At 69.1% G+C, this 14,330-nt stretch carries 13 protein-coding genes; 10 read left to right on the forward strand and 3 right to left on the reverse strand.

Going from position 1 to position 14,330, the window contains the following annotated elements:
• Positions 1–6 precede the first annotated feature (6 nt).
• From QFW81_RS12900 to QFW81_RS12930, 7 genes are all read left to right on the forward strand, one after another.
• Positions 7–2,790 carry a DEAD/DEAH box helicase gene (locus QFW81_RS12900; protein ID WP_280579283.1) on the forward strand — a complete coding sequence of 928 codons (2,784 nt, stop codon included), beginning with the start codon at positions 7–9 and terminating at the stop codon, positions 2,788–2,790.
• Between the two features lie 588 nt (positions 2,791–3,378).
• Positions 3,379–3,867, forward strand: coding sequence for a hypothetical protein (locus tag QFW81_RS12905; RefSeq protein WP_280579284.1), 489 nt, complete (start codon positions 3,379–3,381; stop codon positions 3,865–3,867).
• Positions 3,868–4,131: 264 nt separating this feature from the next.
• The gene (locus tag QFW81_RS12910) at positions 4,132–4,416 is read left to right on the forward strand and encodes a ribbon-helix-helix protein, CopG family (protein ID WP_280579286.1); all 285 of its coding nucleotides are present in this window, start codon (positions 4,132–4,134) and stop codon (positions 4,414–4,416) included.
• A gap of 1 nt (position 4,417) precedes the next feature.
• Positions 4,418–4,717 carry a type II toxin-antitoxin system RelE/ParE family toxin gene (locus QFW81_RS12915; protein ID WP_280579288.1) on the forward strand — a complete coding sequence of 100 codons (300 nt, stop codon included), beginning with the start codon at positions 4,418–4,420 and terminating at the stop codon, positions 4,715–4,717.
• Positions 4,718–5,037: 320 nt separating this feature from the next.
• On the forward strand, positions 5,038–7,044 hold the full coding sequence (locus QFW81_RS12920) for a BCCT family transporter (protein ID WP_280579289.1): 2,007 nt from the start codon (positions 5,038–5,040) through the stop codon (positions 7,042–7,044).
• Positions 7,045–7,228: 184 nt separating this feature from the next.
• The gene (locus QFW81_RS12925) at positions 7,229–7,627 is read left to right on the forward strand and encodes a VOC family protein (protein ID WP_425604042.1); all 399 of its coding nucleotides are present in this window, start codon (positions 7,229–7,231) and stop codon (positions 7,625–7,627) included.
• A 119-nt stretch (positions 7,628–7,746) separates the two neighbouring features.
• On the forward strand, positions 7,747–8,124 hold the full coding sequence (locus tag QFW81_RS12930) for a VOC family protein (RefSeq protein WP_280579291.1): 378 nt from the start codon (positions 7,747–7,749) through the stop codon (positions 8,122–8,124).
• Positions 8,125–8,403: 279 nt separating this feature from the next.
• On the opposite strand, the gene QFW81_RS12935 is transcribed toward QFW81_RS12930, so the two are convergent.
• Positions 8,404–9,192 carry an alpha/beta fold hydrolase gene (locus QFW81_RS12935; RefSeq protein ID WP_280579292.1) on the reverse strand — a complete coding sequence of 263 codons (789 nt, stop codon included), beginning with the start codon at positions 9,190–9,192 and terminating at the stop codon, positions 8,404–8,406.
• A gap of 240 nt (positions 9,193–9,432) precedes the next feature.
• Between QFW81_RS12935 and QFW81_RS12940 the strand changes: the two genes are divergently transcribed.
• From QFW81_RS12940 to QFW81_RS12950, 3 genes are read left to right on the forward strand one after another with little or no spacing between them, the layout of a single operon-like run.
• A complete protein-coding gene (locus tag QFW81_RS12940) occupies positions 9,433–9,753 on the forward strand; it encodes a hypothetical protein (RefSeq protein WP_280579293.1) in 321 nt (106 codons plus the stop codon).
• 57 nt (positions 9,754–9,810) lie between these two features.
• Complete coding sequence (locus tag QFW81_RS12945) at positions 9,811–10,026, forward strand: hypothetical protein (protein ID WP_280579295.1); 216 nt, start codon at positions 9,811–9,813, stop codon at positions 10,024–10,026.
• Positions 10,007–10,591 carry a DNA-3-methyladenine glycosylase gene (locus QFW81_RS12950; protein WP_280579298.1) on the forward strand — a complete coding sequence of 195 codons (585 nt, stop codon included), beginning with the start codon at positions 10,007–10,009 and terminating at the stop codon, positions 10,589–10,591. Before QFW81_RS12945 ends, QFW81_RS12950 begins: the two co-directional genes overlap by 20 nt.
• Positions 10,592–10,757: 166 nt before the next feature.
• Here the strand turns inward: QFW81_RS12950 and QFW81_RS12955 are convergent, their stop codons facing one another.
• Both QFW81_RS12955 and QFW81_RS12960 read right to left on the reverse strand, forming a co-directional pair.
• Positions 10,758–11,111 carry a response regulator gene (locus tag QFW81_RS12955; protein ID WP_280579300.1) on the reverse strand — a complete coding sequence of 118 codons (354 nt, stop codon included), beginning with the start codon at positions 11,109–11,111 and terminating at the stop codon, positions 10,758–10,760.
• 323 nt (positions 11,112–11,434) lie between these two features.
• A complete protein-coding gene (locus QFW81_RS12960; protein ID WP_280579302.1) occupies positions 11,435–14,245 on the reverse strand; it encodes a PAS domain-containing protein in 2,811 nt (936 codons plus the stop codon).
• Positions 14,246–14,330 lie beyond the last annotated feature (85 nt).

Here is a 14,330-nt window from a genome sequence, read left to right on the forward strand (position 1 = left end):
GGCTGAGTGACGGCAGAGATTGAGTTTCAGCCCGGCGAACGCATCAATCACCACGAGTACGGACAGGGTGTCGTTGTCGATCCGGCGCGTGACGGCTATCTGCGTGCGTTCTTTGGCGTCGGCGAGCGCCGGGTGCCGGTGGCGTCTCTGCGGCGCGAACTCACTCGCACCGAGCGCATCCTGCGCGCCGTGGACGGCAGCGCAGAGCGGGGGCGCAAGGCATGGCTGGCCTATGAGGCGCACGCACTGCCGGTGATGGAAAGCGCCTCGGCACTGACCTCGGCCAAGATCGATCTGCTGCCGCATCAAGTGGTGCTGACGCACCGCATCGCCACCGCATCACCCCGGCGCTACCTGATCGCCGATGAGGTGGGCTTGGGCAAGACCATCGAAACCGCGCTGATCCTGCGTGAGCTGGCCAGCCGGGGCGAACTGGTCCGCGCCTTGATGGTGGTGCCTGCGGGCCTCGTGAACAACTGGCACCGAGAGCTGAATGAGGTGTTCAACCTCGAGTTCGAGGTGTTCGGATCCGAGGGCGACATTACCGACCGCAAGACCAATGCCTTCGCCAAGCACGACCGGCTGATCGCCAGCATCGACACGCTGAAGCGCCCAGCACGCATCAAGCGCCTGCTGGACGCGCCGCGCTGGGATCTGGTGGTGTTCGACGAAGCGCACCATCTGACCGCCTACAAGACGGGCGGCAAGGTGCGAAAGACCGAGAACTACAAGCTGGCCGAGGCGCTGAAGGATCACTCGCGCGACCTTCTGCTGCTGTCGGCTACGCCGCACCAGGGCGACCACTTCCAGTTCTGGATGCTCGCGCAATTGCTGAACCCGACGCTGTTTCGCAGCCCCGAGGAGATGCTGGAAGAACGCCACCGGCTCAACACGGTGATGTTCCGCCGCACCAAGGCCGATGCCTGCCAGCCTGACGGTTCACCGCTGTTCGCGCGCCGCTGGGTTCACACCGAATCCTTCGTGATGGTGCAACCGGAACGGCTGTTCTACGAGAAGCTGCGCGAATACCTGGAGGACGGCTTCGATCTTGCGCGCCGCCAGGGCAACCAGGGGCGCGCGCTGGGCTTTCTGATGGCGATCTTCCAGAAAATCGCGGCCTCGAGCTTCGCCGCCGTCCGGCGCACGCTCAAGCGCCGTCTGCTGATGTTGACGCTGCACGAGGCGTTTCTGCGCGACAAGGAGCTGGATATCGAAGGCCGCGAGCGCCTGACCGAGGAGGCGCGCGAGCTGATCCACGAGGAGTTCGGCCTGCCGCGCGACAGCGTGGGGCGCAGCGAGGTAGACCGCGTGCTGGCCGATCTGAAGTACCGGCTGGTGAAGAAGCTGGATGAGGAGGCGCTGGAAAGGGCCTCCGACCCCTACGCCAGCGAATATTCGTCTTCGCACGCCGAGGAGGCCGCGTCGGCGGTGGTGAACCTGCATCTGCCCGAGGAGCGTTTGCGTATCGGCGACCTGCTGCGCGTGTTTCCGGCGGAGCGCGAGACCAAGATGCAGAAGCTGCTCGATGGTTTGGGCACGCTGTGGCGGCAGAACTCGGACGAGAAGATTGTGATCTTTGCCACCTACCTCGGTACGGTGGACATGATAGCGCGCGAGATCGAGCAGACCTTTCCCGGCCAGGGCGTGGTGGTGCTGCGCGGCGGCGACCACGGTGCGAAGGTGGCGGCGGAGCGGCGTTTCCGCCTGAAGGATGGCCCGCGCGTACTGGTCTGCACGGCGGCCGGGCGCGAGGGCATCAACCTGCAGTTCGCGCGCATCCTGTTCAATTTCGACCTGCCATGGAATCCGATGGACATGGAGCAGCGCATTGGGCGCATCCATCGCTACGGTCAGACCCACACCGCGCAGGTCTACAACCTTGTGCTGTCGGACACCATCGAAGGCCGCATCTTCCTGCTGCTCGACGAGAAGCTGACCGAGATCGCGCGCACGGTGGGCAAGGTGGATGAACAAGGCAACGTGGCCGAAGACCTGCGCTCACAGATCCTTGGCCAGTTGTCCGAACGCTTGAACTACGACCGGCTGTATCAGGAAGCCTTGTCCGACCCGGAGCTGAAGCGCACGCAGGTCGAACTGGAGGCGGCGTTGTCAAACTCGCGTGAGGCGCGGCAGGTGGTGTTCGACCTGTTCCAAGACCTCGACGGCTTCAGCCTCGACGACTACAAGCCCTTCTCGGATGTGTCGTCCAGTCTGGATCGGCTGATGCGCTTCCTCTCGGCGGCGGTCGCGGATCGCCAGCAGAAGCTGGTCAAGGTGGACGATGCGACCTACGACCTCGTCACTGGCGAGGGCACGCGCCGCGCCCGCTTCACCTTAAGCCGCGAAGCGGCGACGAATCAGGATGCGCTGCAATTGATGGGCTTGGATCACCCGATGGTGCAAGAGGAGCTGGGGCGTTGGCGCAGCGTGCCGCCGGAGGACATCGGCATCGCGGTTTTGGGTGACTTGGACGAGCCGGTGCTGCTGTCGCTGTGGATGGTCGAGGCATCGGCTGGCAAGGGCGAACGCCGCGTGGTGGTGCAGCCTATCGCCGTCAAGCAGGACGGCACACGCGTTCCGGCGGTCGAGCGCCTGTGCGAGAAGTACCTGCAAGCACCGCCCGCCGCACCGCTGTTCCGGCCCGAGCAGCGGAGAGATCTGTTCACCCATGCCGTCGAGCCGACCCTGCAGCGGGAACTGAAGCATAAGGGTGCTGCGAATGGCGATGGCAGCTATTCGGCGGAGTTGATCGGGTACGTTGAGATCGTTGCGCAGCACCTGACGCCGTAACGATGAGGGTGGAAGAGAGCGGGCGGTCCGGTTCAGGTTCACTTTCCTCCTTTACGTCCCATGGATTTCGCAAGCATTGCCGCGTCGGGCCGTCCAGACGCGGTCCGCGACCGGGTTCGCATCAGCACCGGGCCGTCGCGCCTTGCGCGCGACTGAAATCCAGTTGCGCGCAACCGGAAGTCGCTTGCGCGCAAGCCTTCGCGGCTTGCGGTTGGTGGTCGAGTGCCGGCGTGTGGCCGGGATTGGCTTGCGCGCAAGCCAAGTTCGCTTGCGCGCGACTGCTGGCGCCTTGCGTGCAAGCCGGATTCGCTTGCGCGCAACCGCCAAACGCTTGCGCGCAAGCCATCTCCGCTCGCGACCCGCTGTTTTCCGATTGCGGGCGGCCCATTTCCGCTAGCGCGCGACCGCTGGCCGCTCGCGCCAGCCCCGCCGCCCGCCGTCGTAGACCCAGTCCTACCCGCTGCCGGGGCGTTGTCCTACAGCGGAATGCGGACTTGCCCGGCGGCGGGGCGGGCAGCCGCCCGCTGTAATGCACTGGCCGGACGGGGATGCGCCGGCCTACCTTCACATGGACCAAGGAGACACGTGATGTCGCAGAACCTGATCGACCTGAGCCTGGATGCCGAGCGGCTGGGACGCCTGGATGCCGCGCTGGCGGCGGTGGAGGCCGAGCTGGCCGGGATGGCCGCGCTGGGCCCGGACCAGATCCGCGAGCTGACCAAGATGGGCGCCAAGTCCGAGGCCTTCGTGCGCCAGAGCACGGTGGCCTTCGGCGAGAACCCGGGCGTGCTGCCGCGCAACTTCGACCTGGAAGGCTTCCAGCGCGATCTGGCCGCGCTCGACGCGCTGCGCCCGCGGCTGCAGCGGCTCACGCGCATGCACGAGCGCATGTCGGGCGCGGAGATCGCGCTGGGCAGCGACCTGATGAACGCGGCGCTGGAGGGCTATGCGGTGCTGAAGGTGTCGGGCAAGGGGGAGGGGATGGAGGCACTGAAGCGCTTGCTGTCGCAGCGGTTCAACCGCTCGCCGCGGGGTGCGGTGGCGGATGGGAGCCCGGAATCCGTACCTGCGGGTTGATCGCGACTGGCTCCGCGATCGGCTGTGGGGGCCCCGCTTCGGCGGGGCTTTTTTGTGTTGGGGGGAGGGGGATTGGGTGGCGCGGGGAAGAGCGCCCTCATCCGCCCCTTCGGGGCACCTTCCACCCGTGAAGGGCGCAATGCCCCGTGGAACGGGGAAGGGAAGGCAGGGCACCTTCCTGTCAAAGAGGAAGGCGGGAGGCGCGAATTGGATGTGACACACGTGTGCTACATTGATCCGGACGCAGCGTTTTTGGAGGTCCCCATGAGCACCACCACCATCCGCCTGCCCGAAGATCTCAAGGCCCGTGTCGCCAAGGCGGCGGAAGCGGCCGGGACCACGTCGCACAATTTCATCCTCGAGGCGATCGCCGAGAAGGCCGAGCTCGCCGAACGGCGCGGCGACTTCCATGCCCAGGCCGATCAGCGCTGGGCGGAGTTCCTCGAAACCGGCGAGAGCATTCCGTGGGAAGAGATGCGCCGTTATCTGACGGACCGCATCCACGGCGAGGCCGGTCCGCGCCCAGTCGCTCGCAAGTTCGCCAAATAGCATGGCGCGCGTCGAGTTCCTGCCCGGCGTGTACGAGGATCTGCAGCGCGTCATCCACCATCTGCAGCAGCACGAGGCCGGGCACCTCCAGGATCGGCTTGGCGAGATCGTCAGCGCCTGCGATGTGCTCACGCACAATCCGTTGATCGGACGCCCCACGCGCGATGGTCTGCGCGAACTGGTCATCGGCCAAGGCGCTCACGGGTACATTGCCCTCTACCGGTATGTCGGTGCGCTGGATGCCGTATTCGTCCTGGCGATCCGCGCGCAACGCGAGGCGGGATATGCGCGCGAGGAATGAGCGATGGCGGGGTCTCATGGACGATGCAGCGGGAACCAGCGGTTGAGAAAGTCACCGCAACAGTGATTGGCGCGGGGAGAGCGCCCCCATCCGCCCCTACGGGGCACCTTCCACCCGTGAAGGGCGCAATGCCCCGTGAAACGGGGGAAGGGAAGGCGGGCACCTTCGATGCGTTTCGCCGGGTCCCGGAGGACGCGATCGTGCTCGGCGAGACACCATGCCCTTCACGCGACGGTTGCACGCGGGGCTTCAGGTTGGGCGGTGCTGGATCCAGACCGCGAGCGCCCTGGGGCGCGCCCATCCACCAACTGGAGCCCGACATGACGCAGTCGCAACACCCGCCATCGCCCGATACGCAGCCGCCCGTGCGCCGCTGGCACTCCGCCATCCTCGGCCCGGTCTTCTACCCGACGGCGCTGCTGATCGCGCTGCTGGTGGCGTTCTCGTTCGCCGCGCCTGCGGCGGCGGCGATGGTGTTCGGCCGCGCCAAGATGTGGGTGGCGCAGGATGCGGGCTGGTTCACCATCCTGATGGTGGCGGGCTTCCTGGTGTTCATCGTGGGCCTGGGCGTGAGCGGGCTGGGACGCATCCGCCTGGGGCCGGACCACAGCCGGCCCGACTACAGCTATCCCACCTGGTTCGCGATGCTGTTCGCCGCGGGCATGGGCATCGGCCTGATGTTCTTCGGCGTGGCCGAGCCGATCATGCATTTCGCCGATCCGCCGGTGGGCGATCCGGGCACGGTGGCCGCGGCGCGCCAGGCGATGCGCATCACCTTCTTCCACTGGGGCATCCATGCCTGGGCGATCTATGCGGTGGTGGCGCTGTCGCTGGCCTACTTCGCCTACCGGCACGGGTTGCCGCTGCGCATCCGCTCCTCGCTCTATCCGCTGATCGGCGAGCGCATCCACGGCCCCATCGGCCATGCGGTGGACACCTTCGCGGTGCTGGGCACCATCTTCGGCCTGGCGACGTCGCTGGGTCTGGGGGTGATCCAGATCAACTCGGGGCTGCGCTACCTGTTCGACGCGCCGGTGGGCGTCGGGGTGCAGGTGGCGCTGATCGCGACGATCACCCTGGTGGCCACCGTGTCGGTGTTCACCGGGCTCGACCGCGGCGTGCGGCGGCTGTCGGAGTTCAACATGGTGCTGGCGATATCCCTGCTCGCCTTCGTGCTGGTGATGGGCCCCACGGTGCACCTGCTGCAGGCCTTCGTGCAGAACACCGGCATGTACGTGTCGAACGTGTTCGCGATGACGTTCAACCTCTACGCCTACGAGCCCACCAGCTGGCTCGGCGGCTGGACGCTGTTCTACTGGGGCTGGTGGATCGCCTGGTCGCCGTTCGTGGGCATGTTCATCGCGCGCATCTCGCGCGGGCGCACGGTGCGCGAGTTCGTGGTCGGCGTGCTGCTGGTGCCGCTGGGCTTCACCTTCCTGTGGATGACGATCTACGGCAACAGCGCGCTGTACCAGGTGATGTCGGGCGCGGCGCCCGAACTGGTGGCGGCGGTGCGCGCGGATACCTCGGTGGCCCTGTTCCAGTTCCTGGAGGCCTATCCGCTGCCGCTGCTCACCTCGGCCGTCGCCACCCTGCTGGTGGTGATCTTCTTCGTGACCTCGGCCGATTCCGGCGCGCTGGTGATCGACATGCTCTCCTCGAAGGGCGAGGCCGAATCGCCGGTGTGGCAGCGCATCTTCTGGGCGCTGATGGTGGGGGCGATCGCGATCGCGCTGCTGATCGCGGGCGGCCTGGACGCGCTGCAGGCGGGCACCATCGCCAGCGCGTTTCCCTTCACCTTCGTCATGCTGCTGATGGCCTGGGGCCTGCTGCGCGCGATGCAGCTGGACGTGACCAAGCGCCAGAGCATCCGCTCCGCGCGCATCTCGGCGCCGGGCAGTGCGGCGGCGGACTGGAAGATGCGCATCCGCGCGCTGATGCAGAGCCCGACGCGGGCCGAGGTGCTCGCCTACCTGCAGGGCACGGTGCGCCCGGCGCTCGACGCCGTCGCCGCCGAACTGCGCCGGCAGGGCCTGGAGGTCCGGGTGGACGGCGGCGAGGACGGCCGCGCCTGGCTCGAGGTGGGGCACGGCGCGGAGATGGATTTCTTCTACTCCGTGCGCCCGGTGTCGCACGAGGCCGCCGAGTTCATGCTGACCGATCCACGCCGGCACTCGACCGATGCCGACCGGGTGTTCCGAGCCGAGGTCCACCTGCGCGAAGGCGGTCAGGACTACGACGTGATGGGCTGGAGCCGCGACGAACTGCTGCACGACGTGCTGGACCAGTACGAGCGCCACCTCCACTTCCTCAACGCCGTGCGCTGAGTGCGCGCGTGGTCCACCCGTCTGCCGCAGGCGTGGCCCCGTGGACGTCCCGGCCACGCGGCGGCAGCCAACGTGCACGGACAGGATCGCTAGGCGGTGCACGCAACCGGGCGCCCTGTCGATTTACTCCCCCGCGGTTCGTCGCCACTGCATCCACTCACCGAAGGACCACCCCGTGCCCCGCATGATCTTCGTCAACCTGCCCGTCGCCGACCTGGCCGCCTCGATCGCCTTCTACGAGGCCCTGGGCTTCCGCAACAACCCGCACTTCAGCGACGCCACCGGGGCCTGCATGGTCTGGAGCGAGGCGATCCACGTGATGCTGCTCACCCACGACAAGTGGTGCACGTTCACGATCCGGCCGATTCCGCCGAGCGACTCCAGCGAGGTGCTGCTGGCCATCTCGCTCGACGACCGCGAGGCGGTGGATGCCCTGAATGCCACCGCCGCCGCGAATGGCGGTACCGGCGACATCAACCCGGCGCAGGACCACGGCTTCATGTACAGCCGCGCCCTGGCCGACCCGGACGGGCATGTGTGGGAAGCCTTCTGGATGGACCCGGCGGCCGTGCCCACCGAGTGAGGCGCAAGACCCGCCGGGCTGCGCCGGGCAATCGGGGCCCACTGGACGGACGCCACCGCGCGCCACCGCAGCCCCCGCGATTGGCCCGCATCGTTTTCCCACACCACTGGAGCGCCATCATGCTCAAGCACAAGACCTCGTCGGCCATCGTCGCGGTGAGCGACCTCGCCCGCGCACGCGACTTCTACGAAGGCACCCTCGGGCTGCAACTGGACGGCGACGGCAGCGGCGAGGTGCTGACCTTCCGCACCGGCGACACCTGGCTGGTGGTGTATCCGTCCAAGGGCCTCCGGCCGGGGACCGGGAACGCGGTGGTCTGGAGCGGCGGCGACGACGTCGCGGCCATCGCGGAGGATCTGCGCGGCAAGGGCTTACGCCTGGAGGAATATCCGGACATGGGCATGCGCATCGAGGACGGCGTGCACCTGGACGACGGCTTCGCGGCGATCTGGTTCAAGGACCCGGACGGCAACGTCCTGCACGTCAACAGTCTGTAGGAACGCAATGCCGTTCCTTGCCGCTTCGCGCGAAGCTGTTCCTTCCCCCGCTTCGCCCGAAGCTGTTCCTTCCCCCCGCTTCGCGCGAAGCTGGTCTTTCCCCCGCGTCGCGCGTAGCTGTCCCTTCCCCCGCTTGGCGGGGGAAGGTGCCGAAGGCGGATGGGGGCGTGTCCGGCGCTGCGTCGCCTCCCCATCCGGCCCTTCGGGCCACCTTCCCCCCTTGAAGGGGACCGAGGCCCCGCAAAGTGGGCATGCCGGCTGACCGCCTGGTACGCGGGCTTATTGTCCTTGCGCTGACGCCGCTCCCTTCGCCGCAGTGTCGATCACATCCGCCACCGCCTTCGGCTGGGTGAAGTACAGCGCATGGCTCGCCTTGACGTAGCTGACCTCCGCGCCAATCCGCTGCGCCATGTGCACCAGCATCGCCTGGTCGAAGGCCTTGTCTTCGGTGGCGATCACCGCCCAGCTGGGCCTGCTGCGCCACGCGGCGTGCTGCACCGGAGTCTCGAACTCCGCCATGGTGATCGGCACCTGCGAATCGCGCAGGAAGGCGGCATCTTCATCGCTGGCGTCGTGTGCGAAGCCGGCCTTGAACCTCGCGCCGTTGAGGTAGCCGATGCCGTCGGGATGCACGTCGATCACGAACTCGGGCGTGGCGGCGAAGCCCTGGTACTGCTGCGCGGTGTTCTCGCCGGCGTCGGGGGCCAGCGCGGACACGTAGACCAGGCCGGCCACCTTGTCGTGCACGCCGGCTTCCGTGATCACGGTGCCGCCCCAGGAATGGCCGACCAGGATCGCGGGGCCGTCCTGGCGGTCGAGCACGCGGCGGGTGGCGGCGACGTCGTCGGCCAGCGAGGTCAGCGGGTTCTGCACGATGCTCACGCGGTAGCCGCGGGCGGTGAGGTCGTCGTACACGCCGCGCCAGCCCGAACCGTCGGCAAAGGCGCCGTGCACCAGCACGATGTTGCGGACGGGCTCGGCGGCGTTGGCGGGCGTGGCGGCCCGGGCCGGCGCGGCGACGGTGGTGGCCATGGCGGCGGCCAGGAGGGTGGGGAGCAGGATGCGCATGGTGGTGGCCTCGGTCGGGGTGGTGGGCGGCCAGTGGGGCCGTGAGGTCACTGTGCCGGGGCGGGGCGCACGATGGGTGCGACATCGTCCGGAAAACTTGATCGTTCGTATGGATCTGGCGTCCGGGCGCCGTCTCCGCGGGTCTGGCACGTGGTTTGCATACGGTCCCGCATGCGCCTTGGACCGGTCGAGCCGGGGCAGGCGCAGGCCCCGTCCACGCATCCGCTGCGAGTTCCTGCCATGCCACCCGGTCCCGCCCTTGCCAACGTCGTCGCCGGTCCCTGGCAGCCCGCCAGGCCTGCCGCACCGGCCCGCCGCACGCCCGAGCGCCGCAAGCCCGCGCCATCGCTCGCCGCCGAGGCCCTGCGCGAAAGCCTCACGCCGCCGCAGCTGGTCACGCTGGAGGCGATGGAGATCTTCCGCTGGCGCCTGGCCTTCGTGCGCCGGCCGCTGTTCCAGCCGCCGATCCCGGTGCTGTTCGACGCCGACGACACCCGCCACGTGGTGATCCGCGAGGACGGCACGCTGGACGAGCAGCCGACGCTGAAGCTGCGCGGCTGACGGCTCCGGGCCGCGCCGTTGACGCGCGCCCGACGCCGCGGGCGCGACCATGTCGGCATGAAGCCGACTCCCAAGCTCGACCGCCCCGCGATCGAACGGCGCCTGGCCGACATCGAGGCCGAACTTCCGCTGCTGCGCCGGGACATGAACACGTTCTTCAGCGAACTCCAGGACCGCGCCGACGCGCTGTGCCGTGAAGTCGAACCGTCCGAGCGCGACGAGGTGCGCGGCCGCGTGCAGGACATGGTCGAACGTGCCGGCCTCGACCGCTGAACCCTGGACGGCGCTGCCGCGCGGGTTCTACCGCCGGCATCCGGCGAAAGTGGCACCGGAGCTGTTGAACAAGATCCTCGTGCACGACGACGGCCGCGCGGGCCGCATCGTCGAGGTCGAGGCCTATGCGGGTGCCGAGGATCCCGCCGCGCATTCGTTCCGCGGCCGCACGCCGCGCAACGCCACGATGTTCGGAGAGCCCGGCCACCTGTACGTGTATTTCATCTACGGCCTGCACTGGGGCAGCAACGCCGTGTGCGGCGAGGTGGGCGAGGGCGCCGGCGTGCTGCTGCGTGCGCTCGAGCCGCTTGCCGGCATCGAGCGCATGCGCGCGTTGCGCCCGGCCGCGCGCCGCGACCGCGACCTCGCCAATGGCCCCGGCAAGCTGTCGCAGGCGATGGGCCTCACCCGCGCGCACGACGGCGCCGACCTGGTCACCGGCGATCGCGGCGTGCGGATCGTCAGCGATGGCATGCCGCCGCCATCGCATCCCCGCATCGGGCCCCGCGTGGGGATTTCGAAGGCGATCGATTTTCCGTGGCGGTGGCGTACGCCGCTGGGGTAGCGGTGTGGGTCGTGTTGGGGATGTGCAGTCGCGTCGCCATCGCGTAGCCCGGGTAAGCGAAGCGCACCCGGGGCACGTGGAGGTGACGAAAACGCTAGACAGGCTCCAGTCGCGTAGCCCGGGTAAGCGAAGCGCACCCGGGGCACCTGGGAGGTGAACGAAAACGCTACACAGGCTCCAGCAGCTGCAGCAGCTGCGCCAGCCGGTAGGGTTTGGCCAGGAACTCCGCGTCATCGGGAATGTCGGGCAGCTGCGCGCGGGTGCGGCCCGAGGACAGGATCACGCGTGCCCGCGGCTGCAGTTCGCGCGCCTTGCGGGCGACGTCCACGCCCGACACGCCCTCGGGCATGCTCACGTCGCTGACGATGAAGTCGAACACCTTGTCCGTCGCCATGTGGCCCAGGGCTTCCGCGCCGGTGCGCGCGGTGACCACCTCGAAGCCCATGTCCGAGAGTTCGTCGCCCACCAGTTCCACGATCGCGAATTCGTCGTCGACCAACAGCACCGCCTGATTGCGCATCGTGTCCACTCGTTGCCGGAGGTCGGGTGCGTGCCGCATGCCCGGACGGGCGGTGCTTCCCGGGCACGCGCCGCGGGGCCGCAGAATCTCGCACGCCGATGTGATGATTCCGTCAACGCGAGCGCGCAGCGCGTCGCCACGAGGTGGGCGGAGCGTTGGGGAATTACGCGCGAGGTCGGCGACGCGGTTCAAAGTGACGTCGCTCCCGGGTGCGCTTCGCTTACCCGGGCTACCCGGGCCCCTCCCAACCGGTCGGCCGTCCGCCGCTGCCTGATCCAAGCGAGCCCGTAGCCCGGGTAAGCGAAGCGCACCCGGGGGCGCACTTACCGCAGCGGCGCGAGTCCGTCGATCACCGCGCGCACGCGCTGCGCCAGTTCCTCGGCGGTGAACGGCTTGCCGATCAGGTGCACGCCGGGATCCAGCACGCCGTTGTGGACCACGGCGTTGCGGCTGTAGCCGGTGGTGAACAGCACCTTGAGGTCGGGGCGCGATTCGCGCGCGCGGTCGGCGAGCTGGCGGCCGTTGAGGCCGGGCATGATCACGTCGGTGAAGAGCAGGCTGATGTCCGGATGCGCCGCGAGCAACTGCAGCGCGGCGTCGGCGCCGTCGGCCTCCAGCACGCGGTAACCCAGGTCGGTGAGCACCTGGACCGAGAATTCGCGCACCGCCGGTTCGTCTTCCACCACCAGCACCACGTCCTGCGATTCGCCGAGCGGCAGCGCGTGCGCCGCGCGCACTGGCTCGGTCGACACCTGCAGCGGACGCCGCAGCAGGCGCGGCAGGTACACCTTGACCGTGGTCCCCTGGCCCACCTCGGAATAGATCTTGACGTGGCCGGCGGACTGCTTGACGAAGCCGTACACCTGCGACAGCCCGAGCCCGGTGCCGCGGCCCACTTCCTTGGTGGTGAAGAACGGATCGAAGGCCTTGGCCATCACCTCCGGCGGCATGCCGGCGCCGGTGTCGGTCACGGCGATCAGCACGTACTGGCCCGCCTGCACGCCGAGGTTGTCGGCGGCGTAACGATGGTCCAGGTCGCAGTTGGCGGTCTCCACGGTGAGCCGGCCGCCATCGGGCATGGCGTCGCGCGCGTTGACGGCGAGGTTGAGGATCACGTTCTCGAGCTGGTTCTCGTCGGCGCTGATCCACCAGATGCCGCCGGCCAGCACCGTCTCCAGCCGCACGCTGCTGCCCAGCGAATGCGCCAGCAGGCCGGACATGCCGGACACCAGCCTGTTGGGATCCAGCGCCACCGGTTGCAGCGGCTGCTGGCGCGAGAACGCCAGCAGGCGCTGGGTGAGCTGCGCGGCGCGGGTGGCGCCGTCCAGGGCGAGATCGACGTAGCGCTTGTTGCGCGGATCGGCGTCGCCCAGGCGCCTGGCCAGCGCGTCGAGCGGGCCGATGACGGTGGCCAGCATGTTGTTGAAGTCGTGCGCAATGCCGCCGGTGAGCTGGCCCACCGCTTCCATCTTCTGCGCCTGGCGCAGCGCTTCCTCCACCTGCAGGCGGCCGGCCACTTCCTCGGCCACGCGGGCTTCGAGCCGTTCGTTGAGCTCCTTGAGCTGCGCCTCGGCGGCCTTGCGCGCAGTGATGTCGATCGCCACGCCGACCACGCGCACGCAGCGGTCCTCGTCGAACAGGCCGCGGCCCTTGGCCGCGACCCAGCGCACCACGCCGTCTTCCTTGCCGACGGTGCGGTACTCGACGTCGTAGAGCGCGCGCCGGGCCGGATCGGCGGCGGCGGCGAAGGCGGCGCTGGTCGCCTCGCGGTCGTCCGGATGCAGGCCGTCGTAGAAGTCGCGCAGCGACACCGGCGCGTCGGCCGGGATGCCGAACATGGCCTTGGTGCGCGCCGGCCAGATCAGCTGGTCGTGCGCCAGGTCGACATCCCAGAAGCCCAGGTCGCCGGCGTCGGTGGCCAGGCGCAGGCGCTCCTCGCGCTCGGCAAGCGCCGCCTCGGCGCGCTTGCGCGCGGTGAGGTCGAGCATCGCGCCGATCATGCGCACCGGTGCGCCGGCGGCGTCGCGCAGCACGGTGCCGCGGTCGAACACCGAGGCGTAGCTGCCGTCGGCGCGACGGAAGCGGTATTCGCCGGTCCACGCGCTGCCACCGCCCTCGATCACGGCGTGGATCGCCGCATCGATGCGCGCGCGGTCGTCGGGATGGATGTGCTCGATCCACCACTGCGCGCTGGTCTGGGTGATGTCGTGGCCGAACAGGGCGCGCAGCGCTTCGTTCCAGATCACGTGACCGTCGACCATGCGCCAGTCCCAGATGGCGTCGTTGGTGGCCTGCGCCGCGAGGCGGTAGCGCTCCTCGATCTCGCGATGTCGCTGCTCGGCGGTCTTGCGCGAAGTGATGTCGAGCGAGGTGCCGACCAGGCCGACCACGGCGCCGCTTTCGTCGCGCAGCGGGGCCTTGGTGGACAGCCACCACGCCCGACGGCCGTCGGGGAAACTCACCTCTTCTTCCAGTTGTTCGGTCTGCCCGCTGGCCATCACCCGCGCGTCGGCGGCCATGACCGCGGCGGCCTGCGCCGGATCGGCCAGCACTTCGGCATCGGTGCGGCCGATGTAGGCTTCCGGCGGCCGTCCGATCAGCTCGGTGGTGCCACGGTTGCCGATCAGCAGCCGGCCCTGGCGATCCTTGGCGTAGACCACGCCGGGCACGGCTTCGGTGAACGAGTCCAGCAGGCTGCGGGCCTGGTCGCGCTCGGATTCGAGCCGCCGCCGCTCGCCGATGTCGATCAGCACGCCGGGAAAGCGCAGGGCGCGGCCGTCGGCGTCGAGGTCGACCCGACCGACCGCCTCGAGCCAGCGGTATCCGCCGTCCGCGCTCAGGGCGCGGTACTGGTGTACGTAGCGGCCGCCGTGCGCGAGCGCGGCGTTGATCGCTTCGGCCAGGCCGGCCTGGTCGTCCGGATGCACGGTGGCGACCACCTGCTCCACGCGCAGGTTCTCGCGCGGCAGCGCCGGATCGAGGCCGAAGGCCTGGGCCAGCGGCTCGTCGATGCTCAGCCGGTCCCGAACGACGTCCCAGAACCAGGTGCCGACGATGGCACCGGCGGCCATGGCCATCTGCACGCGCTCGGCGTCGCGGAAGGCGGGTGTGTCGCGGTCGTACGAAGGGGGCACTGGGGTGCTCGCTGGATGGGGAGGGACGCGCCATGCCGCAGCGCACCGGCGCACACCTGCGGCGGGGCCGAGCCGGAAGTCTAGA

It is taken from the genome of Luteimonas kalidii, assembly GCF_029887935.1.
GTDB classification, from domain to species: domain Bacteria; phylum Pseudomonadota; class Gammaproteobacteria; order Xanthomonadales; family Xanthomonadaceae; genus Luteimonas; species Luteimonas kalidii.

Bases quoted from the DNA above. Each gene is read 5' to 3' on its own strand.
- QFW81_RS12905 (WP_280579284.1), top strand. From the start codon at position 3,379: ATGTCGCAGAACCTGATCGACCTGAGCCTGGATGCCGAGCGGCTGGGA.
- QFW81_RS12910 (WP_280579286.1), top strand. From the start codon at position 4,132: ATGAGCACCACCACCATCCGCCTGCCCGAAGATCTCAAGGCCCGTGTC.
- QFW81_RS12915 (WP_280579288.1), top strand. From the start codon at position 4,418: ATGGCGCGCGTCGAGTTCCTGCCCGGCGTGTACGAGGATCTGCAGCGC.
- QFW81_RS12920 (WP_280579289.1), top strand. From the start codon at position 5,038: ATGACGCAGTCGCAACACCCGCCATCGCCCGATACGCAGCCGCCCGTG.
- QFW81_RS12925 (WP_425604042.1), top strand. From the start codon at position 7,229: ATGATCTTCGTCAACCTGCCCGTCGCCGACCTGGCCGCCTCGATCGCC.
- QFW81_RS12930 (WP_280579291.1), top strand. From the start codon at position 7,747: ATGCTCAAGCACAAGACCTCGTCGGCCATCGTCGCGGTGAGCGACCTC.
- QFW81_RS12935 (WP_280579292.1), bottom strand. From the start codon at position 9,192: ATGCGCATCCTGCTCCCCACCCTCCTGGCCGCCGCCATGGCCACCACC.
- QFW81_RS12940 (WP_280579293.1), top strand. From the start codon at position 9,433: ATGCCACCCGGTCCCGCCCTTGCCAACGTCGTCGCCGGTCCCTGGCAG.
- QFW81_RS12945 (WP_280579295.1), top strand. From the start codon at position 9,811: ATGAAGCCGACTCCCAAGCTCGACCGCCCCGCGATCGAACGGCGCCTG.
- QFW81_RS12955 (WP_280579300.1), bottom strand. From the start codon at position 11,111: ATGCGCAATCAGGCGGTGCTGTTGGTCGACGACGAATTCGCGATCGTG.